The sequence below is a fragment of the Paenibacillus sp. Root444D2 genome, from assembly GCF_001426375.1.
Lineage (GTDB): Bacteria > Bacillota > Bacilli > Paenibacillales > NBRC-103111 > Paenibacillus_E.
Genome location: NZ_LMEO01000036.1, coordinates 1 through 20,934, shown reverse-complemented (window position 1 = coordinate 20,934; position 20,934 = coordinate 1). Strand labels below are relative to the sequence as shown.

The window sequence follows — 20,934 nt, the reverse complement described above, 5'->3', positions numbered from 1 at the left end:
ACCTGCCCGTTACTTCAACAGACAAAGGCAGCCGATCGTGTGCCGGCTGCCGTCATGTCGTGATTGAACTATAGTTTTCGTTAGTTCAATAAAGTAGAATTCTTAATTTTAATTTCGTAGAAATTTAGCAGTCACAATCGTATTGTTCCATTCCATATCTATACTGTATGAGCCAGACTTCAAATTCGAAAATGTCTTTTTATCTGTGTAATCTTGTCCTGGCTCTAAAGTAATGTAGTCTTTTATTGGAACCCCGCCTTCTTCCACATCTTTGTTGTCTTTCACCATCTTATATCTTGCTCCTCCAATAACAGTGACGTCTTTTTTGCTTTCATTTTTGAAAGTATAAATAACTATTGTATCAGTATCTGAGTCTTCTACATTGACGGTACCAACTAAGTCTGATTGAACTGTTGTTTGTGACTTTGTACACCCAACAAAAATTATGGATACCACTATAATTAACATTAAGATAAAGCCACTCATTTTCGTCATTTAACATCACCTCATATACTTAACGAATACATTATTGGTTTTGTTACAAATTTCAGAGCAGTTCATCTTTGAACTAACCTGCCAGATAGCTTAAAAGAAGCTGCCGTTTGGTTTGCGGCAGCTTCATGCGGTTTAGTATATTAAAGGCAGTGTTACTTTCGGGCAAGTTCAAGTATTGGCAATGTAATATGANAAAGAAGCTGCCGTTTGGTTTGCGGCAGCTTCATGCGGTTTAGTATATTAAAGGCAGTGTTACTTTCGGGCAAGTTCAAGTATTGGCAATGTAATATGATCAAACTTTTCGAGGTCATGTAATGAAATCCATGCTATATCAATGATGTCGTCATTATCCTTATTATTGACATCAAGGAACAATTCTCCTCCATTAATTTCAGCCGTAAAACTGAATTTCTGGTTTTTCTCATGTAACAAAGCATTGATACAAATGTCATAACCTGTTTCTTCTTTTACTTCTCTAATGCAGGCTTGTTCTGGACTTTCATATTGTTCAATGCTGCCCCCAGGGAAATTCCAAACAATATCTCCCCGCTCAACATATTGCTTAACCATAAGCACATATTGATTTTTTATAATTATAGCCTGAGCAATCACCTTTTGCTTGATACAAATGTCATAACCTGTTTSTTCTTTTACTTCTCTAATGCAGGCTTGTTCTGGACTTTCATATTGTTCAATGCTGCCCCCAGGGAAATTCCAAACAATATCTCCCCGCTCAACATATTGCTTAACCATAAGCACATATTGATTTTTTATAATTATAGCCTGAGCAATCACCTTTTGYATCCACCTTTAAAACCCGATATTCAAACGATAATTTAACTTAATTATTCTACATATTATTCCAGTATCCTGCCATTTAGTTTAATGATGCTGGTATTCAAGGCAGATAGAGTTTATCAAATCCCCTAACGAGCCAATCCGCTGTTCAACTGAATCAACATGGTAAAACGTACATGTGTTTCCGATATCATTCAGTTCATTTGTTGAGGAGTATAAATAAATTTTCTTTCCAGCCCCCAGAGCAATTCCTAACTCAACATGACTCCCTTTTCCAGCTGGAAACATGACAATTACAACATCTGCATTCAAAACCCCTGCTACTTCTTCTTGGCCTATGTCACGTAGTTTTGTTATGGAGTCTATGTTTGAATGAGTTGTCCAGTCGTAAGTATGTTGAAAACCACGGGCACTCAAACTCTCCGCGACTTGCCGTACATATTCTATATTTTTGAGACTAGACGCTATGTAAAATTTCATATAATTCCCCCTGTTTCAACCTTCTAATCATTTTAGTTTTATATTAACACATATTGGAAGTATCCTGCTCAATAGCTCAACAGGCTGCCAATTTCCCGGCAGCCTGTTTTTTGTGCTATAGTTTCCGTTAGTTAAATGATGGATTGCTGAACTATATTATTCCGAACTGGGTCAGAGCATAGTGTATACCATCTTCGCTTGCTTTTTTGGTAACGAAATCTGCCTTTTGCTTAAGCTTTTCATCACCGTTTCCCATAGCAATCCCCAAACCTACAAACTCTAACATATCCAAATCGTTTCCACCATCTCCAAATGCAATTGAATTGCAAACGTCAATTTTGTAATAATCCAGCACTCTTTTGATTGCTTGCGATTTAGAAACAATTTGAGTTTCAAGGATGTTTATTACATAACCGTGGAAACGTACAAACTGAAGTTGCGGAAAGTTATCAATAAATTTTTCAGCTTCACTCTCATCAGCATACAAACATATACAGTAAATCTCCTCTGGAAGTGTGTTTAATTTGCTAGGATAATCGACAAGACCAAGGGTTTCTGCTAGAGCATTTCTAACACGCTTCTCTTCTACTCCGATCCCGTTCATTGAAATTGAATCTGTAAAGTAGGAAATACCGTGTCCGTGTAACTCGGCAAAACTCGACAGTTCATGAACAGTCTTTTGAGATATTACGGATTTATAAATAACTTCGCTTTGGTTTTTCACAAGAGCGCCATTAGATGAGATTACTGTATCAATACCTAGTGATACTAGTTCTTCACATAAATTGTGCGGTCTACCTGTTGCAACTACGACCTTAATGCCTTCTTCATGAAGTCTCTTAATCGCCACTTTTGTACTATTAGGGATTACTCTATCCACTTCACTAAATAACGTACCATCAACATCAAAAAACACTATTTCGTACATTCTGCACGAATCCCCCTATTTTAGAAAGTACATTATTTTACAATACAAACTATACGTTACGCCCTAGTGTTATTCCACATCTAATTGAACTATCCTGCCCGATAGCTTAATGCCGACAACTATTCCAATATTAGTTTTCCATCGAACTTTTTATAATCTTTAAATACTCTTTGATGATGTCTTGCAAAAAGATCACATGAGGCTTCTGGTAAATTATCCAATGCGTAAAATTCAACATCTACACTTTCCTCTGTCACTTTTTGAAGAGTACCCGACCACTCATCCACCTGAAATAAATATTCAATTACATGATGCTCGTTCCCCCAACGGTCCGTGAATGTTTGTGTTGTTGGAGAAGAATAAATAGCAATTAATGTTGCCTTAAAAACGTCAAGCCCTGTTTCTTCTTTGACTTCACGTTTCATCGCATCAAACACGGATTCATCTAGTTCCATAGTTCCTGCAGGCATACCCCATTTTTTATCACCATGACGCTTAATAAACAAGGCACGACCTTCATTATCAAGTAAGATTGCTCGTACTGAGTTTACGATTATCTTTTGAGTGCCAACCACTTTGCGAAGTTTTCCTAAATACGAATCATGCCAACTACCGCTCATATTTATCACCCTTTAGATTATTCTGGATGATATTATAATAACGTTTGAAGCTTATCTACAAAATAATCTAATTTAGATGGATCCGTTCTAATATTGGTATCAAATGCGTACCAAAGCAAACTTATTGAACTTTCTTGCACGATACTTTAATGAAAAATAAAAGATGGGCCGCTCAAAGTAACAGCTCTACTAACCTGCCCTTTAGCGTAATGACTGTTTTATTGGAAATATGTACAGTCCGCATATGGTGTGATAAAATGAAAGTAAGAATATTTGATTAAGGTTACTATATTCAATAATTGGAGGCTATTAGATTGAGTAATAAAAAAATTAAAGTCGGTGTAGCCAATAAAGAAGGACAGCTAGGTTTTTTGTTTTCGAGAGGTGGCCTTCGAGAGGGGGCTGGCAGAAAGAATATAGGGTTGACTAAGAAAGTATCACTAACCTTAACGGACGATATATGGGAAAGACTTGAAAAGGATTGTGCGGACAAGAAGCAATCCCGTTCAGAGGTTATCCGTAACATAATCGAATCCTTCTATTCAAAGTAATTTACTTCTGAGGTAGGTGAGGGCATTGCTGATAAACATATCAAAAGATTCTCTTATCAACGCTCTACAGCATGTGTTAAGAGCTGTATCTTCGAACAACCCAATACCCATTCTATCGGGTATATGTATTCAGGCATGTGTAAATGAAATAGTGTTTACTGCAAGTAATACAAGTATGAGGATACAGTTTAGGATCCCCCGGGATAATAATTCTTTGAATGTACATAGAACAGGTAGTATTGTTGTACCAGCACGTTACTTTAATGAGGTAATTCGTAAACTTACTGCTGATATAATTACATTTGAAATAAACAAGCCTTTAATACTCACCATCGTGTCAGGGAAATCACAGATTCGTTTATGCGGTATGGATCCTGAAGAATTCCCGTTAATTAATAATTACGAACACAATCCTGACAATAAGCTCCGAATTAACAATGCTTTATTAAAGGCCACAATTAAGCAAGTTGCAACTGCGGCTTCAACGTCCGAAATGAGACCCGTATTAACGGGAGTCTCATTTGATTACAATAATAATTCAGTGAACCTAATTGCTACCGATGGAATTCGCCTTGCTTCCAAAATTATACATACCGAAAACACTCTTAACAGCAGTACCAAATTTCTTATTCCAGCCAAAAATTTATATGAAGTTTCAAAAATGTTAAGAAATGATGATGATGCAACCGAAATTGATGTGATTGCCAATCAAGTTAGATTTACGGCAAATGAACTACAGGTTGAGTCCGCTCTAATCGAAGGTACTTTTCCATCAATAACAAATGTAATTCCACAATCATATTTATCTGAAGTGTTAGTTGATACAACCCGATTATTGCGTGCTGTTGAATGCGTCACGGTCCTAGCTGGTGAAAGTATAATAAGGCTATTAGCAACTACAAGAGCCCTAGAGCTATTATCTAGAACTGCGGAGATTGGGGATGTACAAGATGAGGTTCCTTTAATGGAAATGAGCGGTGATGATTTTAGTATATCCCTCAACGGAAGGTTTTTTATTGATATACTTCGTAGTATTGATAGTAAGCATGTCAGAATAAGGTTCACAGGGAAAGCAAGTCCCGTAGTCATAATACCAGAGATCAAACCCTCGTCTACATTATTTTTAATCACTCCTGTGAGGACACATAGTTGAATAGTCGTTAATTTATTTAACGATAGGTACTCTCTCTCCCAAATATAATAAGCAATACGTTCGAAAATCAAAGCAAGTGTTTCTCAGACAATCTCAACATTACCAGACAATTAATTGTGGAGAACCGTATCGCAAATTAATTCAACGTTACTCCACTATCCTGCCCGTTAGCACAGCGAACAAAAAACGGATGCATCGGCATACATTTTTCCGCTATCGTTTAACGTTAGCTTTGCCCCTTATTTTTTACTCCAAATATTTTTATAAAGACCTGTAATCGTTACTTCTACTATCCCAGCCCCGGATAAATAAGTTCTCATTCTCGAATATCAGGGTCCAGAAACGGAACGCTTGATAAGCTCGATGCTTTTTCTAGCGGCCTGTATCTCCCCATCTGTGCGAGGCACGCTTTCCACTCCCCATGCGCCTTGAAAGCCGCTCTTTTTCATCAGCCTGCAAAAAGCGGGGATATTCTGCGTCAGTTCTTCACCGTTCTCTGTAAAATTGAACGTTTTGACATGTGTAACTTTCGCATACTTCGCGCATTTCAGCCACCCTTCCGCTTGTTTGCCATGTGCCCAATTCCATGAATCAAGGAGCAAACCTAATTCCGGCAGCGCCTCTATTAGCCTTACGACCTGATCGGGCTGCACTGTTGGCCCCCAATGGTTTTCAACAACAACCTGAAGCCCCGCTTCCGCTGCGCGTCCAATAACGTCCCGATAACCATCTACCGTAATGGCAAACTGCTCCTCGGTCCACTGCTCCGGACCGCCCGCATCGATTCGGATGTGCGAGGCTCCAAGCTTCTCTGCGACGGCTATCCATCTGTATGCCCGGGCCCGATTGCGCCGGCGGCCTTCTTCCGTCTCCTCATAAATATGGGCTCCGTCGACGGCAATACAGCCGAAAGGCAGCCCCACTTCATCGGCAGCCCGCTTCACCGAAAGCAGGTAATCGTCGTCCACGGAAGTAAGATGCTGGGATTCCCCCGGATTCCTCCCTGCATGAATCACTTCCTCCCCCTTCTCGATCGTAGACAAGTGTGCGTTCCAAGAATCCAGCTGCGTGCAGCCCAATTCCTTGCAATCCTTTATGTATTGGAAAATATCTTGTTTGCCCGCAGCCAACAGCCGATGAAAACTATAGGAACAAATGCTGATCTTCATGATTTCCCCTCCGTGAGCTTCGCGTTATTAACCTTGCTATTTACAACCTTTTCGCCCGCTATAAGCCTTTTAATTATCAAAATGGCACATAATACCAGAATAATCGGGATGATAAAAATGGCAGTCGAAATCCCCTTCACAAGCACCGGCAATAAAAATCCGATTAAAGATGCACCCTGCGTCAGAAATACGTATAAGCTTGACCCGAATCCTGTACGATGGACAAACATTCGCTGTACAACTCCCATGGCCACCCCGTACAGAATTGACACGTAAATCGAATAGAAAGGCTGAACCGCAAAAAAGAGCGGCAACGGTGCGGCAGTCGCATAAAGAATATAGGCGAGAAGAGCAAATACACTTCCCAGTGCAATTATCTGCTTACTCCCGTACTTGGCCGCCCAATAACTGGTTATCGTCATAAACAGCAGCTCAAATACAGCTTGGGCACTCCAGAGATACGACATTAGCTGCGGTTTCCCGAATAAACGGTCCACAACCAACGGTAAATACAAGCCTCGAATGGAATCGGCGCAAGAGAGCATTAGTAGAGCGAGCAGCATAACAAGAGAGAAAGGCTCCGCTTTCCCCCTGGCAACCTTGGTATGTGAAGGGCTGACTTCCTTGTATAACAGCAAAATAACAATCAGTCCGATGTACCCTGATAAATTCCCTATAAGCACACCCTGAAAACCGAAAAGCAGATAAAGATTGGCCCCGAGCAGCAGTCCTAAAAAAAATCCCGCGCTGAATCCACCCCGAAGCCACACTAGGGACATTTCCAGGATTGAAGTGGCCTTTAACGCAAAATGGTTTCTCGCCATCGCAAACAGTTGACCCATGATAAGCCCCGAGGGAGCCGTAGCAATAGACATGCCGATTAACGCGCCCACGAAACCATCCGCACGCATATAGAAGGACAGTCCGGCCAAACAAATCAAAGCCGCCAAGAGCGGCAGCTTCTTTTTGTGCATTATGCGATCGCTGACGATGCCTACTGAAATTGTGGTGATCATATTTAGCAGGAGCGAAACGGAATATACTGTCACCACTTCCCCCTTGGTCAAGCCGAGGTGATCATGCAAATAAATGGCGTTCATGGGCGCTAGGATTCCTGTCCCTATACCGTACAGCAGCATGATGGATAGGAGCATTCCCGCGCCTCCGACAGTCAAAAAGAGTCTCACATCTGAAACAAGTCTCATTGTCTTTCGGGATTATCGTCCAATTGAAAGCCGTAAGGTACGATTTCCACATGCTCCCCCCCAACGCCATCGATCCACTCCACCACATCAGGAATAGTCATTTCCCCTGAGGTTAACGACCTATACGGGCTGTAGGAACTAATACCCCATTTCAAGTTTCCGTCACCGCGCTTTCATGAAGTTATCCTTTAGAACCGGCAATCACAATACCCTGTATAAAATATTTTTGCGCAAAAAAGAACAGCAGCAGCGGAGGCAAAACAGCTACTACGGAAGCAGCCATCAACAAATTCCAAGGGGTGGCGGAGTAAGCCGCCGTAAAGTTGGACAACCCCAGGGATAAAGGGTATTTGTCACCGTTACTTAAATAAATGAGTGGACCAATCAAATCATTCCACCTGTACATAAATTCCAAGATGGCCGCCGTAGCCAGAGAAGGAATCGAAAGAGGCAAAATGATCTTCAGGTATATCGTAAAATAGCCTCCGCCGTCGATTTTCACCGCCTCGTCCAAATCTTTGGAAAATCCCATATAAAATTGACGAAGCAGGAAAATGATGAACGCACTGCCGCCAAATGCCGGAACGACCAACGGTAAATACGTGTCGATCCAGTCGAATTTATTGAATAACAGATACTGCGGGATCAACGTCACCTGCGGTGGAATCATCATGGTGCTTAAGACAAGCAAAAATAAAAATTTACTGCCACGCGCACGCAATCGAGCAAATCCAAAGGCCACCAGCGAAGAAGCTAACGCAACAGCGAGCATCGTTATGGCCGTATAGCCCACCGTGTTGAGGATATACCGGGCCAAGGGGACATCCTGGAACACCTTCGCGTAATTGCTCCAGCGGAACGGCGATGGAATCCAGGTCATCGGCAGCTTATGAACGTCTCCAAGATCTTTCAGGGAAGTAGTCAGCATCCAAAATAAAGGAAAAGCAAACAACAACAATCCCAACAGCAAAAGTACGTAAACGACCGTTTTACTAATTCCGCTAAGCTCGCCGTGAGTGATTCTGCGATTTCTCAACATGCCATTCCCTCCTACTGTTTGCTGTCATATTCATAATATACAAGCCGTCTGGACACCCAAAGCGACAGCATTGTCATCATGAAGATGACAATAAACAAAATCCAGGCTTGCGCCGATGCATACCCCATCCGGAACTGGGCGAAAGCGGTGTTAAATAAATACAAAACGTAAAAATACGAGTTCCAGTCCGGACCGCCCTTTGTAATAACATAGGCTTGTGTGAAAACCTGAAACGAAGAGATGATGCCGATAATACCGTTAAATAAAATGACGGGTGAAATGAGCGGAATGGTTATTTTGAAAAACTTTTTAAGTCTGCCAGCTCCGTCGATTGATGCCGCTTCGTACAGGTCGGACGGCAAACTCTGCAGGCTGGCCAGAAAGATCACCATTGTTCCCCCTAGCGAGGTAAGCTGCATCAGCACCATAGAGGGAATGACGGTATTGGGTTTGGTAAACCAACCTGGTCCTTTGACATGAAACCACTGGCTTAGGAGCGAATTCACGACCCCGAAATCCGGGTTCAGCAGCCAAGACCACAGAAAGGAAACGGCAACGCCTGATACGATCGAAGGAGTATAATACAACGTCCGAAACACCGCTTGTCCTTTGATTTTGTTGTTTAAGAGCACTGCAAGCACAAGAGAACAAATGATGGTAAACGGGACCGACAATATGGCATAGTAAAAAGTCACGCTCATAGATTTGTAAAAAAGTTTGTCTTGAAACAAAGCGGTATAATTGCCTAGTCCGACGAATTTAGGGGAGTCCACAACATTATAATCTGCGAAGCTAAGGAAGAGAGACGCTAATATAGGGCCTCCGGTGAAGAGCAGAAACCCAATGGCCCAAGGAGAGATAAAGTACCAAAATGCTCGTTCCTCCCTGGCACGCTCCGGATTCCTCTTCTTCTTGATAGGTACAGCCATTCCCCCAAGTTGAGTTCTAGCCTGATTGGTTTGGTTCATCGTATCACCTCGATTTGACAAAGTTTCCCTTGGTCCATCCCAAGGGAAACTTTGCAAAATTATTAGGATATTGTTATTTCATGTTCAAGGAACGAAGGTTCTTGTCAATCTCCTGCAAGCCGTCGTCCACACTCTTCTGGCCGTTCCATACGCCACTGATCGTTTGGTTGATAGTGGTACTGATGACGGAGAACTTATCGATGAGATGGTTATCCGCTTCACGTCCGTTTTTAATGGCACCTTCATTTAACGACTTAACATCCTCTACCTTCAAGCCAACTTTATCTGCCATTTGTTTGTACCACTGATCGGCTAGCGAAGTATCAGCCGGGGTTGCAGACGTTTTCTCCATGAATGTCTTGCCTCCACCTTTTGGATCGACAAGATATTTAATAAATTCCCAAGATTCCTTAGGATGCTTGCTCTTCGCGCTGATATTCCACGGATCTACGAAAAGAGGGACTTTACGGCCGTCATGATACGGAATCGGCGCTACGCCCCATTTGAATTTAGCAGACTGGTAGCTCCAGAATCCCCAACCGCCGTTGACTACCATCGCCACTTTGCCTGTTAAGAACGGATCTCCAATCGCGGTAACCGCGTCCAGTGTCGTTTGGTTAGGAGCCACTTTATATTTCTGAATCAGATCCACGTTAAATTGGATGGCCTCTTTATTAGCCGAATTAGAAGATGCCGTTGGATCGCCCATTACAGCTGTCTTATAGGCGTCCGCCTTGAAGAAGTCCCCGCCAAATCCCCAAGACTGAAGATTAGGGCTCATGCTGTTCAGGATGCCGAACACTTGCTTATCCGCATTGCCCACATCATGAGTCAGTTTCTTAGCTGTATCCAGCATCTTGTCATAGGTCCAGGACTTATCGTCCCAGCTTGTAGGTGGATACGGTACCCCTGCCTTATCAAACAGATCCTTGTTGTAAAACATGAAGCTGCCGATGGCCAGCATAGGAATTCCAAGAATTTTTCCGTTAATATTGTAAATGTTCATGATATCTTTGTTAATTGTAGCCATTTTGTCGGCGTCTGTCTTCACGTAAGGAGTCAGATCGAGAAGAGCACCCATTTTGTTATAAGTTGCAAAGCCGGAATTTGCCCAGTTGGCGGACCATACGTCGGGCACTTTGCCGCTGGAGATCATCGTCGTCAACCGCTGGTCAATTTCAGCTTGCGGAATTTGCTCCAATTTAATCGTAATATTGGAGTTTGCATTTTGGAAACCCGAGATCACATCTTTTTCCCAATCGATCATGTTAGGGTCGGTTCTAACTAGCCAAGTGATTTCCACTTTTTCTTTACTGCTCGCGGGCTGCGAATTGGAGCAGCCGTATAACAGTGTGGATGCGGCCATTAGCGAAGCAAGTGTAATCAAAATCGGTTTTCCTCTTTTTTTCATTGGATGACCTCCTAATCTCCCCTAAGGATTTTCCTGAATGGAATGACTATCAATTCGGCACATCTGACATGTAACCGCTTTCTTAATTCTAGAACATTTTCCTTTACTTCCATATCCCACTAAATTACGATTTAGTCGAAAAAATTAAACTTTGTTTACTATACCTTGCTTAGTACCCGAAAATCCGAAGGAACAACTCCGCAATATTTCCTAAATACGTTGGAAAAGTATTTATAATCATTGTAGCCAACTGTTATGGCGATAGTCCCTACCTGCTCGGAGGTTGTTTTTAGCAATTCCTTTGCTTTCTCAATTCGAATCTCGTTCAAATATTCATTGAAGGATTTTCCGGTTTCCTGTTTAAAAATGGAACTGAAATAGTTGGGAGTAACATGAATCATTTCGGCGAGCTCCCGCGATTTAAGCTCTATGTGATAGTTCTCAAGCATATAATTCTTGACTCTTTGGATAATCCAGCGGTTTTTCCCGACGCTGCCCCGTTTCAATAGCTCGGAGGTTTTAGCAAGCGTACCCCAAAACATGTGCATAAGTGAAGTAAGGGATTTGCTCCCCAGCACATTTGACGGATTTGATAATTGAGGTACCAAATCCTTTAAGCAAGCCGTTTCCCGAAACCGACGGTGAACGAGCATATGTATTTCCAGGCACACCTGAAACGCATCTTCAAACGAATAATGATGTTGGTTAAAATAGGCAAATAAATGATCCACGGTCTGGCGGAGATCGTCATGGCGATGTTGAAACAGGTATTCAAGCAGTCGTTTTTCCAGCTCCCTCGGATAAAGCTTTCCCACTGTTCTCTCGGCGTGCTCCTGCGTTGGGGACACCTCCTTACGATCAAACCCATCGGTTGTCTCTAGCTCCGCCTGCCCGGCTGATTCCTTCTTGATTTCCAAAACTAATCTCCTAATGACTTCCATGAGCTCATCGACGTCGACCGGCTTAAGCAAATAATCTCTGACACCGAAGCGGATCGCTTTTTTTGCATAAGTAAATTCATCATATCCGCTTAATATTATCGTTTTGATTCGGTAGTCCTCACGGTACAAAATTTCCACGAGCTCAAGTCCATTCATGGATGGCATTCTGACATCCGTTAAAATAACGTCAACCGGCGTTTTTTGTACGATAGCCAGCGCCTGCTCCCCGTTATACGCCTCGCCGATTATTTCCACCCCGATCTCTTCCCAAGGAACCGTCAATCTGAGCCCCCTGCATATCACTGGTTCGTCATCTACGATTAATACCCTGGCTTTCATTCCATCTACCCCTTTCCCATCCTATAGTTCATCGCTTCTTCGTTGTGAATGATAGGCAGAGTGATTCGGACGTGAGCCCCATTTCCCTCACCAACAAAAAATTGCAGGCCGAAGGTTTCCCCGAACAGCAGAGTGAGTCGCTCTTGAATGTTTCTTAGGGCAAAGCCATGCTCCGAATCCCCCGAAATAACGCTAAGTGCCTGTTGTGGATTAAAACCTCGCCCATCATCCATTACATCTATACATAAGCTCCCGTCCTTGGAAGTACAACGGATTTCGATAGACCCTGATTCGCGATTTTCTTTGAAACCGTGAATAATACAATTTTCCACCAATGGTTGAATAATTTTTTTGGGTACAAGGACGCTTGCTAGGTGGTCTTCCCTATCAATTTCGTAATAAAGCGGAAAGCGTACCCTTTGTTTTTGCAGTATCAAATAGTTTCTTACGTATTCCAGTTCTTGTTCGATTGTAATCCACAGCTTTCCATTACTTAAACTAATGCGAAACAACTTGGAGAGCGCCACAATGAGCTTGCTGGTATCCTTGGCATTTTCTAAACGTGCGGTCCAATGAATCGTATCCAACGTGTTGTAGAGAAAGTGCGGGTCGATCTGATTTTGCAATGCTTTTAGTTCAGACTCCTTTTGCTGGATCTCAAGCTTGTACTTCGTTTCGATCAAACGTTGAATCGTCCGCAGCATTTTATTGAAGCGAAGACCTAGTCTTCCGATTTCATCATTACTTTTGACCTTGAACTTGGGTTCAAAATCGCCTTGTTCGACCTGAATGGTAATGCGGGTCAGTTCGGTAATCGGTCGAATAATCACCCAATAAAATCCTATTAAAGCCATGATTCCCAAAGTAATGGAAAACAGAGTCATCCCTTTAATCGAAGTTCGAATAGAATCTAAATTTTTGATAATTTCAAGCTGGTCGACCTTGGCGACAAGATACCAATTCGTATGGTCGATCTTTCGGGCAACGACGAGATAACCGCCCGATTTGTTCGAATAAGAGAACAGATTCTTTCCCTCATTCATTTGCTTGACCAGCACAGGATCCGGATACGTTTTGCCGATGTAGAATTCATTTTCATGGGACAAAATATCTCCGCCACTGTCAACAATAGAGACCGATCCTGTCAATGGCGAAAAGCCTTTGGTGCTAATCAGCGAATAAAAATAAGACTCACTCAATCGGATTCGCACCAAACCGATGGTTTTATTTAATTCGTTTATGTCATGGATCTGCCGGATCAAAGAGATGACGTATTTTTGTTTCCCTGTCCACGTGCTAATAACGGGATAAGCGCCGCTCCACACATAGCCGCCATGTGCCTCTTCCGCTTCACGGATCCACTTGCTTTCATCTACCGTCACCGGGTCGCCAATTGTAAGTAACACGCCATTTAGGCCCTGAAGTTCGATGGAATCCAAATATCTCTTATTTATAATTTGAAATGCGCTAAATGCATGAATACTGTCCTGCAGGTTGCTGAATTCCTTTTCTTCTTGATCCTTCCCTCCATACAAGTATTTTCGGAATTGATTGTCATAAATCATGTACGAAGAGATATCCTCTACGTTTTCCATGATGGAAGTTACATTCTGGGCGAGCGTATCTAAAACACGTAAGGTGGAATCCACGGCTTGCCGCCTTAACATTTGATCCGTTTGAAATAAAACGATAGCCCCCAGAGTAATACTGGGGATGGAGACAAGTATCATAAAGATGAGGAAGGATTTCCATTTAAGGCTTAAATTTTTGAATCGAATGATGTTCCATTTCATGGTGCCTCTTCCTTTTTTGCCACATTTAGATTATTGACGCTTTTTGTGCTGTCGAACTGCCCCCTTCGTATTTCATCCATCTTGGATTGTAACGCTTGGGCGACCTGTTCGGGTCCGAAGCCTTTTCGCGTCGTCATATCTTGAAGGAGATTATTCATAGTATCGATTAAGTCGGTAGGAAGCACTGCGTCATAAACGGGAGCAATTCCCCCGCTTGTGAGTTCGAACATTTCTTTAAACACCGGATCTACGTATCTGGGCAAGGTTATATTAGCGGGTACAAGCATCTGGGTCAGCAACAGCTTCTTATAGGTAATTTCGTTATTTATGTATTCAATGAATTGTAGAGCAGCAGCTTTCTTAGCAGGAGACAGATCGGCATTTATGGCAATTCCTTGGCCGGTCACCCCGGATACGCTCGTTGCGCTTCCGCTGCCGCCGCTAACGGCAGGAAACGCCGCCAAGCCTAATTGTCCTTGAAACTTTTGCGAGATTTTAGGCAGGGCCCATGATCCGTCAATTACCATGGCAGACTTCCCCTCGATGAATAGATCGTCCTGCTGGTTATTGTCCAAACTGTTCTTGTTATAATTAAAAGCTCCCATTTTATTCAATTCCTCGATTACCCTTAAAGCGCTTACAAATTCCGGATCGGTAAACCTTCTCTCCCCGCGGATTGCCTCCGCCAGGAACTCATCTCCGGTATAGCGGCTCCCGATCGTCGATAAATAACTGGATTGCAGCACCCATTTGGCTTTATTGCCCAAAGCGATCGGAATCTTCCCATCATTGCGGAGCCTGGTCAGAAGCTGCTTCATTTCTCCGTAAGTTTCAGGAAAATGCGGATATCCTTTGTCCATAAGCAAAGCCTTGTCATAATAAATAATGCTAGTAAAGCTAACAACCGTCGGGATCGCATATTGCTTCCCGCCAACCGCGTAATCCATCAGTTTGTTGGCCGGAATCAATTTGTCCTTGTAATTGTCTACAATCTCATCTATGGGCGAAAGCGCCCGTCCTGCCACAAGCGGACGCATTTCCGCTCCTGGCCATACCACCAGAAGATCGGGAAGTTCCCTCCCGGCCGCGGCGGCTTTTACTTTGATTTTATATTCATCATGAGGAATAGCAACCATATGGAGTTTGATTTCTGGATGCACTTTCTCGAAACTTTTCATTCTTTCATAGATAATCTCCTGCCAAGGTTCATTATGAACCCAAGTATTCCAAAAATCTAATTCGACTTGCGGCCCTCGCTCTTCTTGCAGTGTGCCGACGGAGGATGACCGTTCCTTTTCAACGGTCGTTTGGAACAGGGAGAACACACATAAGAGGGAAAGAGGAACGAAGATCAGAAAAACCCGTATAAAACATCTGCCAAGCAACATGTTCCCACCCAATCTCCGTGAATTGTTTACTTATACCAACCATCTGCCCGTTAACCTGAATTCCTCGCCGGTAGATAACTAAATCAAGCCCATAAGCCCACCCTCAGAAGATTTAGAGAACAGGATGCCAAACTCGGCCGCTCCCAATTCTCACTGATTCCCTACAAATAAGGGAAGCATTGTTGTTTAGGGAAATCCGAAAAGAATCGGAACGACAGTAAAATCAAGAGCGATTGTACATATGAATGTTCCTTGATATAGACAAGCACTTCCCCGTTTTGGTATAGGAAAGTAATTCTGCATTATTATCCAAATACCTTTCTTACGGATTTCTGCCCGTCCCTCGGTGAGAAAAGGCCTCACCAGTTGCATTGTTCTTGTTATTACGAATACGAATTTCTAATCCTTAGATTCCGTACAACTCATATCGATGTCGCCATTTCACTAAAGTATTAACGCGTATGACGTCTAATTTCTCTATAGCACTTAATTCATTCTTCTTCGACAAAGAAAGCTCCCTTTAAGTAGCGGTTATTTGTTAAAACTGTCTACTTTAAGGGGAGCATGCCACTTCTATACTTCGCTATAAAATGCCAACTTTTTCTCCATATGCTCCACATGAAAGAGTCCCCAATAGTGTAAGGCATCCACCAAAGGCTCAATGCTTTTACCATGGTCCGTGAGCGAATACTCTACCTTCGGCGGGATTTGAGGATAGATTATCCTTCGAATAATGTCTTGCTCCTCCAATTCGCGCAATTGTAAAGTAAGCATTCTTTGGGTGATATCCGGCATCAATTTTCTTAGTTCATTAAATCGCAATGTTTCCATATGAATGAGATGTTGAATGATAATAGGCTTCCATTTCCCTACGATCATGTCTAGTGCAACGGCCATTTTCCTTACAGGATATGCTCGTGGTAATGCCTTCCTTTGACTAAGGTTTACTCTGAGGCCTCTCGCGGCAAATACTTCTTACTGACGGCTGAGCCGGTTATCGCTTGAATCGTTTGATTATTGCAATAAACCTATTCTTAATTATGATGCTATATACTGCCCGTAACTTGAATAAACAAAGAAGGAGTCGCCGCGATGAAAGCTCCTCCACAATAGTTTCTCGTTAGCGCAATGACATTTTTACTCGTATGCCTTACCAGCCAATAAAGAGGTTGCAAGCAGACTCCAAGTAGGCGTTTTAGAATTCGCATCATCAGAATCATTTAACCATGCAGCCATAGCTTCCAAAAAGCTTTCCAATGTTTTGTTCTCCCAGCTCGTAGCATTATTAGATAGATCATGTCTCAATGTATGAAGAAATGCAACCAACTCATCTTTACTGGATACATCATTAGGGCTCAAGGTTTCAGATCCTCCTCGTATTATTCAACAAACGTTTCCGCTAGCTTAATGATGCGATGCGGTTAGGTGGTGCAGTGCAGAGTTGTCAGCCTGATTCCACTTCCTCGAAATCGCTTCAGGCAGACCAAGGGACGATATCCCCACAGCGTGAATACGGTGTTAGCTGAAGTTCCTTCACTTCATTGACTATGCTTCACAAGATCTATTAATATCCATTCATTGTTCTCATCTCTTGATATAAACCAAATGTGTTCAAATGTGTATTGTTCAATTATCTCATCTATAAATCTCAATATATCATTCATTCTGAATATTGGTGATGCATTCCTTATCAATAGTTCTATTGAATGATCTAACTCTAATTCCCTATATTTTCTTGCCTTTTTGACGATTAGATTATTTAGTTCATTAATTAATTCATTAATCGTTTCCACACCATGAGAGCTATTATTATCTCTTCCAAGTAACATCTTAGCTTCTTTCGAATCGTAATAGAGATGGGCTATTTCAAGACCTACTAGTTTCTCCTCGGTATCCTTTAATATAAAATCTGGTCTTAAATTTCTAACATATAGATGTAACTTGTTTTGATTCATTTCATTGAATTTTTTCATGAAAATCCCTAATGCTGCGTCCTCTAGAGCGCATTTCTCTGAGTCATGATTCATTGAGTTACTCCTGTATTTTCGATTGAAGGAATTTCAGCTAATGTTGTTGTATTCACGAACCCTCACTGGCTTAAGGCGCGATAGCGCCGTGTCCGACGGACTTAGCAAGTGCAGGGTTGTCTGCCTGATTCCACTCCTCGAAATGCCTCGGGCAGACCAAGGGCCGTAAGGCCCGCAGCGTGAATATGGTGTTATCGGAAGTTCTTGCCATCTTTGAACTGCTTAACAAAATTCTTTATATATCTTGATGAACAATTTTTGTAGTTCTCCTAACTTCCAATAATTCTTTATTATTACAAGTAAATAACTACTTAAAATCAAGTGCCTGATCTGCAATCTGATTACGCCAATCATTTAAAAAACACAAATACCTATTGCTAACATCTAGCATCCCGTGGTGTGTATGCCAAGTTCCACCTCTTTGAAATAATATTATTAATGGTTTAAAAAGATCTTTATATTCAATTGCAATGGGGTCACCTTCATCTGCAATTGACCTCCAAATCACATGGGTCACACACAATGCTTTGGTTACTCCATTCGGTGCTTTATTAACATTTGGGCAAATTTCTAGGACATCGTCATAGTTAATACTAGCTTCCCTATTTATTAGCTTGACTGGATCAATATATGGATAGTTTGAACCCACTGAAAGATAGTCTAAAAAAACTGCTAATCTTCTAAAATATTCGCGAACAAGCGATACGTCTACCTCGGATTGGTCCATTGACCTTACTTTGTCATAATTCCAATTGATTTGGGATACTTGTTCTATTGCAGTATTAAGTCCTTTATTAATGGCCTATCACCTCACTTCTGACTACATATCGGTTTTAGGTAGTTCACGATTTTATGTCAATTTCCGATCATGGCTCCCCCCTTCAGGAAGCTGCGCCGTGGTCGCTCCACCTTCAAAATATGATGGAGAACTGTAATCTACTTCACTGAACTCCGATTTAATTTGGATTTATAATCAAACTACACTTGATACGAATACTAGATCAAAGGAGACTGGGAGATGGAATTTCAAGGAAAAGTCGTAGTGATTACAGGCGGAAGCAGCGGTATAGGAAAAGCAGTGGCAATTGAACTGGTGAAACGAGGAGCAAATGTAATTATTAATGGCCGCCGCGAACAAATGCTGGTAGAGGCTGCAAGTGAAATTGATCCGACAGGTACACACGTCGCTTATGTTGCCGGCGACATTTCAGACACTCAAATCGCAGACCGCTTAATCGGCGAAGGGCTTTCTCGCTTTGGCCGGATCGACACACTGGTGAACAATGCTGGCATTTTTATTGCGAAACCATTCACGGACTACACTATAGAGGATTTTACATCGATGTTGTCAATCAATTTGGCAGGATTTTTCCATGTTACGCAGCGTGCGGTGACTGAGATGATAAAAGTGGGTTCCGGCCACATCGTGAACATCACAGGAAGTGGGGTTGTAGTACATCCACACAAGTCTTTGCCATCTGTACTTGCCGCACTGACCAAAGGAGGTTTGAACTCAGCAACAAAATCGCTAGCGATTGAGTATGCGGATAAGGGTATTCGTGTGAACGCCGTCGCGCCTGGGGTAACCAACACGCCTATGCATGCGGTTGAGACACATGGCTTTCTGTCTAAATTGCACCCTGTAGGCCGAATGGGCGAGGTTCAAGATATTGTTGACGCAATTGTGTATCTGGAGTCCGCACATTTCGTGACAGGAGAGATTCTTTATGTCGACGGCGGTCAAAACGCTGGCAACTGGTAAGCCACGTAAGCGTCACATAACCTCAAACTTGCCCATGCCTATCCTATAACACGACAAGTGCTGTAGGAAAAAGCACTCGCCAAGACGTGATCAAAGCCATCGGTCAGCCTGAAAAGCCCGCCAAAGGTTCGAATGCATTTGATGTATATTCCGCAGATATGGGCAACCCCGGGTATGACGTCTCGTACTGTCCAGTAAAAATAAAGTTTTAGACTGAGAAAATAAAGTACTAGACTGGAGTTGCCATTAACGGCCAGAATAGTTTGGTAATTTCGCGGGACTTAAGGAGAGTAAATATGTTAAGGGAAGAAGCGAAAAAAATAATCACAGAAAGATCGGCATTATCAGTTCTGGATTAGTGAAGTATTTGAAGATGTAGCATTACAATTAAAAAGTAAAGAGTATATAGAATGCCTGAAAAAAATTGATATAAAGTACCCAAATTTGAAACTAACAAGACACATTAAAATTGCAGAAGATTGGAGTTTGTTCGATTAGAGGCAACGGTAGTCTAGAACTTTATTTTCGTGTTCTGAGCCTACCGCTGTCTCTTTTATTTGGTCAGTCTAATACTTTTATTTCATAGGTTGCCAATTTTGTTAGATAGAAAACGCATCAGACCAGCAATGCCAGTCTAAAACTTTATTTTCCGTAAACACGTACAACCAGAACAAAATTCAGGAATTGCGCTACTTCGGAACGAATGTTGAGCGTGCAGCCAATATCGGTGGCATAACGGTGAAAATGCTCGAACAGCAATGGGGAGCGTCACACTCCTCAACCGTTATCAAGACCGGCAACATCGAGCAGAAAAAGATCGTTTATATCCGTGGAGCTTATCAGCTTGAGTTTATTTTCAACAGTAGCACGAACCTCGATCACATCAATTTGGTTGTAAAGGGTAAATAAGGATTGAATAGGAGGGGGGCCCGGCAACCTAATTAGAATGCACTGAAATTATCTAATACTTTGGAGAAAATAGGAAATGCCTATGTAAATAAGATGAAATAAAAAAAAGTAACTTGTACAAGGAGAAATAAATATGACTATTGTAAAAGATACACGTTCAATAACGCACAAATTTAGTGGAGAGAGAATCACGTTCTTGGAAACTGGAGAAGAAACGAATGGAGATTATGAGTATATTGAAGTACTTTTGCCTTCGAGTAGTGGAGGTCCCCCTTTACATTATCATATGAATTTTAAAGAAAGCTTTGAAGTTTTGGGAGGAGAGCTCAAGGTTGTTGAGGGAAAGAAAGAAATAATTTTGAGAAAAGGGGATACTCTCACTGTCCCAAAAGGAACACATCATACTTTTCTAAATGCATCAAATGAAAATGAAGTTACGTTTCGGGTTAAAATTGAACCCGCACACAATTTTGAGAAATCAATGCGAATTTTATATGGGTTAATAGGTGAGGGGAAGGCAAATGAAGTAGGCATGCCTCATGACAAGATACATGGCGCATTAATTTTAGATATGTCTGATTCACGATATGTTGCGATGCCATTTTTTGTAAAATATTTACTGAAACGTTTAGCCCAAAAAGGCTATAAAAAAGGGATTGCTCAAGAACTTATTAATAAATATTGTCCCTAAAGATTCACAGGGCTTGTAATTGATTTCTCACCTTTGTTTTTAACCATTAATACATTCTCACCTTGTTCATCGAAGAGAAGCACATAAGCAACATCTACTCTTTTCATTAAAAATACCCCTTTGCGTCGCGCATCAGGTCGTTATTTTCCGACACATATTGGGAAGTATACTGCCCGTCCCTCGGTTTTAAGGGTTTATCTCACATATACTCACTCATTCGCAGGATTTTGACACCTTGGTTTGCAGATGTTGTTCAGGAGAGCGCTC

General features: G+C 42.0%; 24 protein-coding genes. 5 read left to right on the top strand and 19 right to left on the bottom strand.

Annotated features, from left to right (window positions below):
* Positions 1-108 precede the first annotated feature (108 nt).
* The 5 genes from ASD40_RS21265 to ASD40_RS21245 form a co-directional block, all read right to left on the bottom strand.
* Positions 109-495, bottom strand: coding sequence for a hypothetical protein (locus ASD40_RS21265; protein ID WP_057305171.1), 387 nt, complete (start codon positions 493-495; stop codon positions 109-111).
* A 252-nt stretch (positions 496-747) separates the two neighbouring features.
* Complete coding sequence (locus ASD40_RS21260; RefSeq protein ID WP_082562348.1) at positions 748-1,290, bottom strand: NUDIX hydrolase; 543 nt, start codon at positions 1,288-1,290, stop codon at positions 748-750.
* 87 nt (positions 1,291-1,377) lie between these two features.
* Positions 1,378-1,773, bottom strand: coding sequence for a nucleoside 2-deoxyribosyltransferase (locus tag ASD40_RS21255; protein ID WP_057305170.1), 396 nt, complete (start codon positions 1,771-1,773; stop codon positions 1,378-1,380).
* Between the two features lie 151 nt (positions 1,774-1,924).
* Positions 1,925-2,701: a Cof-type HAD-IIB family hydrolase gene (locus tag ASD40_RS21250; protein WP_057305169.1), complete on the bottom strand. Its 777-nt coding sequence runs from the start codon at positions 2,699-2,701 to the stop codon at positions 1,925-1,927.
* 119 nt (positions 2,702-2,820) lie between these two features.
* Complete coding sequence (locus tag ASD40_RS21245) at positions 2,821-3,321, bottom strand: NUDIX domain-containing protein (RefSeq protein ID WP_057305168.1); 501 nt, start codon at positions 3,319-3,321, stop codon at positions 2,821-2,823.
* 314 nt (positions 3,322-3,635) lie between these two features.
* On the opposite strand from ASD40_RS21245, the gene ASD40_RS21240 reads away from it, so the two are divergent.
* Positions 3,636-3,872, top strand: a complete 237-nt coding sequence (locus ASD40_RS21240; protein WP_057305167.1) for a CopG family transcriptional regulator — start codon at positions 3,636-3,638, stop codon at positions 3,870-3,872.
* A gap of 25 nt (positions 3,873-3,897) precedes the next feature.
* On the top strand, positions 3,898-5,025 hold the full coding sequence (gene dnaN / locus ASD40_RS21235; RefSeq protein WP_057305166.1) for a DNA polymerase III subunit beta: 1,128 nt from the start codon (positions 3,898-3,900) through the stop codon (positions 5,023-5,025).
* Positions 5,026-5,354: 329 nt separating this feature from the next.
* Here the strand turns inward: dnaN and ASD40_RS21230 are convergent, their stop codons facing one another.
* From ASD40_RS21230 to ASD40_RS21175, 14 genes are all read right to left on the bottom strand, one after another.
* Positions 5,355-6,194 carry a sugar phosphate isomerase/epimerase family protein gene (locus tag ASD40_RS21230; protein ID WP_057305165.1) on the bottom strand — a complete coding sequence of 280 codons (840 nt, stop codon included), beginning with the start codon at positions 6,192-6,194 and terminating at the stop codon, positions 5,355-5,357.
* Positions 6,191-7,348, bottom strand: coding sequence for an MFS transporter (locus ASD40_RS21225; protein WP_235549332.1), 1,158 nt, complete (start codon positions 7,346-7,348; stop codon positions 6,191-6,193). The genes ASD40_RS21230 and ASD40_RS21225 overlap by 4 nt, the downstream gene beginning before the upstream one ends.
* Before the next feature lie 47 nt (positions 7,349-7,395).
* A complete protein-coding gene (locus ASD40_RS38770) occupies positions 7,396-7,554 on the bottom strand; it encodes a hypothetical protein (RefSeq protein ID WP_156396480.1) in 159 nt (52 codons plus the stop codon).
* A gap of 26 nt (positions 7,555-7,580) precedes the next feature.
* Positions 7,581-8,438, bottom strand: coding sequence for a carbohydrate ABC transporter permease (locus tag ASD40_RS21220; RefSeq protein ID WP_057305163.1), 858 nt, complete (start codon positions 8,436-8,438; stop codon positions 7,581-7,583).
* An 11-nt stretch (positions 8,439-8,449) separates the two neighbouring features.
* Positions 8,450-9,406 (bottom strand): carbohydrate ABC transporter permease, encoded by a 957-nt coding sequence (locus ASD40_RS21215; protein WP_235549331.1) that lies wholly within the window; start codon positions 9,404-9,406, stop codon positions 8,450-8,452.
* A gap of 73 nt (positions 9,407-9,479) precedes the next feature.
* Complete coding sequence (locus tag ASD40_RS21210; RefSeq protein ID WP_057305162.1) at positions 9,480-10,817, bottom strand: ABC transporter substrate-binding protein; 1,338 nt, start codon at positions 10,815-10,817, stop codon at positions 9,480-9,482.
* A 158-nt stretch (positions 10,818-10,975) separates the two neighbouring features.
* On the bottom strand, positions 10,976-12,097 hold the full coding sequence (locus ASD40_RS21205) for a response regulator (protein ID WP_082562346.1): 1,122 nt from the start codon (positions 12,095-12,097) through the stop codon (positions 10,976-10,978).
* A 5-nt stretch (positions 12,098-12,102) separates the two neighbouring features.
* On the bottom strand, positions 12,103-13,890 hold the full coding sequence (locus ASD40_RS21200; protein WP_057305160.1) for a cache domain-containing sensor histidine kinase: 1,788 nt from the start codon (positions 13,888-13,890) through the stop codon (positions 12,103-12,105).
* Positions 13,887-15,278 carry an extracellular solute-binding protein gene (locus ASD40_RS21195; RefSeq protein ID WP_057305159.1) on the bottom strand — a complete coding sequence of 464 codons (1,392 nt, stop codon included), beginning with the start codon at positions 15,276-15,278 and terminating at the stop codon, positions 13,887-13,889. Before ASD40_RS21195 ends, ASD40_RS21200 begins: the two co-directional genes overlap by 4 nt.
* A 573-nt stretch (positions 15,279-15,851) precedes the next feature.
* Positions 15,852-16,175: a winged helix-turn-helix transcriptional regulator gene (locus ASD40_RS21190; protein WP_057305158.1), complete on the bottom strand. Its 324-nt coding sequence runs from the start codon at positions 16,173-16,175 to the stop codon at positions 15,852-15,854.
* Between the two features lie 240 nt (positions 16,176-16,415).
* Positions 16,416-16,637 (bottom strand): DUF7660 family protein, encoded by a 222-nt coding sequence (locus tag ASD40_RS21185; RefSeq protein ID WP_057305157.1) that lies wholly within the window; start codon positions 16,635-16,637, stop codon positions 16,416-16,418.
* Between the two features lie 179 nt (positions 16,638-16,816).
* Positions 16,817-17,305, bottom strand: coding sequence for a hypothetical protein (locus ASD40_RS21180; protein ID WP_057305156.1), 489 nt, complete (start codon positions 17,303-17,305; stop codon positions 16,817-16,819).
* Between the two features lie 70 nt (positions 17,306-17,375).
* Positions 17,376-17,516, bottom strand: a complete 141-nt coding sequence (locus ASD40_RS37370; protein WP_156390138.1) for a hypothetical protein — start codon at positions 17,514-17,516, stop codon at positions 17,376-17,378.
* Between the two features lie 96 nt (positions 17,517-17,612).
* A complete protein-coding gene (locus ASD40_RS21175) occupies positions 17,613-18,032 on the bottom strand; it encodes a hypothetical protein (protein ID WP_057305155.1) in 420 nt (139 codons plus the stop codon).
* 291 nt (positions 18,033-18,323) lie between these two features.
* Between ASD40_RS21175 and ASD40_RS21170 the strand changes: the two genes are divergently transcribed.
* The 3 genes from ASD40_RS21170 to ASD40_RS21160 all read left to right on the top strand — a co-directional run bounded on the left by ASD40_RS21170 (position 18,324) and on the right by ASD40_RS21160 (position 20,667).
* The gene (locus ASD40_RS21170) at positions 18,324-19,067 is read left to right on the top strand and encodes an SDR family NAD(P)-dependent oxidoreductase (protein ID WP_057305154.1); all 744 of its coding nucleotides are present in this window, start codon (positions 18,324-18,326) and stop codon (positions 19,065-19,067) included.
* A 603-nt stretch (positions 19,068-19,670) separates the two neighbouring features.
* Complete coding sequence (locus ASD40_RS21165; protein WP_082562345.1) at positions 19,671-19,976, top strand: DUF4309 domain-containing protein; 306 nt, start codon at positions 19,671-19,673, stop codon at positions 19,974-19,976.
* A gap of 133 nt (positions 19,977-20,109) precedes the next feature.
* Positions 20,110-20,667, top strand: coding sequence for a cupin domain-containing protein (locus tag ASD40_RS21160; RefSeq protein WP_057305152.1), 558 nt, complete (start codon positions 20,110-20,112; stop codon positions 20,665-20,667).
* Positions 20,668-20,934: the final 267 nt, after the last annotated feature.

Bases quoted from the DNA above. Each gene is read 5' to 3' on its own strand.
- ASD40_RS21210 (WP_057305162.1), bottom strand. From the start codon at position 10,817: ATGAAAAAAAGAGGAAAACCGATTTTGATTACACTTGCTTCGCTAATG.
- ASD40_RS21255 (WP_057305170.1), bottom strand. From the start codon at position 1,773: ATGAAATTTTACATAGCGTCTAGTCTCAAAAATATAGAATATGTACGG.
- ASD40_RS21250 (WP_057305169.1), bottom strand. From the start codon at position 2,701: ATGTACGAAATAGTGTTTTTTGATGTTGATGGTACGTTATTTAGTGAA.
- ASD40_RS21220 (WP_057305163.1), bottom strand. From the start codon at position 8,438: ATGTTGAGAAATCGCAGAATCACTCACGGCGAGCTTAGCGGAATTAGT.
- ASD40_RS37370 (WP_156390138.1), bottom strand. From the start codon at position 17,516: ATGGCAAGAACTTCCGATAACACCATATTCACGCTGCGGGCCTTACGG.
- ASD40_RS21215 (WP_235549331.1), bottom strand. From the start codon at position 9,406: ATGAACCAAACCAATCAGGCTAGAACTCAACTTGGGGGAATGGCTGTA.
- ASD40_RS21245 (WP_057305168.1), bottom strand. From the start codon at position 3,321: ATGAGCGGTAGTTGGCATGATTCGTATTTAGGAAAACTTCGCAAAGTG.
- ASD40_RS21205 (WP_082562346.1), bottom strand. From the start codon at position 12,097: ATGAAAGCCAGGGTATTAATCGTAGATGACGAACCAGTGATATGCAGG.
- ASD40_RS21195 (WP_057305159.1), bottom strand. From the start codon at position 15,278: ATGTTGCTTGGCAGATGTTTTATACGGGTTTTTCTGATCTTCGTTCCT.
- ASD40_RS21190 (WP_057305158.1), bottom strand. From the start codon at position 16,175: ATGGCCGTTGCACTAGACATGATCGTAGGGAAATGGAAGCCTATTATC.
- ASD40_RS21265 (WP_057305171.1), bottom strand. From the start codon at position 495: ATGACGAAAATGAGTGGCTTTATCTTAATGTTAATTATAGTGGTATCC.
- ASD40_RS21170 (WP_057305154.1), top strand. From the start codon at position 18,324: ATGGAATTTCAAGGAAAAGTCGTAGTGATTACAGGCGGAAGCAGCGGT.
- ASD40_RS21230 (WP_057305165.1), bottom strand. From the start codon at position 6,194: ATGAAGATCAGCATTTGTTCCTATAGTTTTCATCGGCTGTTGGCTGCG.
- ASD40_RS21200 (WP_057305160.1), bottom strand. From the start codon at position 13,890: ATGAAATGGAACATCATTCGATTCAAAAATTTAAGCCTTAAATGGAAA.
- ASD40_RS21160 (WP_057305152.1), top strand. From the start codon at position 20,110: ATGACTATTGTAAAAGATACACGTTCAATAACGCACAAATTTAGTGGA.
- ASD40_RS21225 (WP_235549332.1), bottom strand. From the start codon at position 7,348: ATGCTCCTATCCATCATGCTGCTGTACGGTATAGGGACAGGAATCCTA.
- ASD40_RS21175 (WP_057305155.1), bottom strand. From the start codon at position 18,032: ATGGACCAATCCGAGGTAGACGTATCGCTTGTTCGCGAATATTTTAGA.
- ASD40_RS21180 (WP_057305156.1), bottom strand. From the start codon at position 17,305: ATGAATCATGACTCAGAGAAATGCGCTCTAGAGGACGCAGCATTAGGG.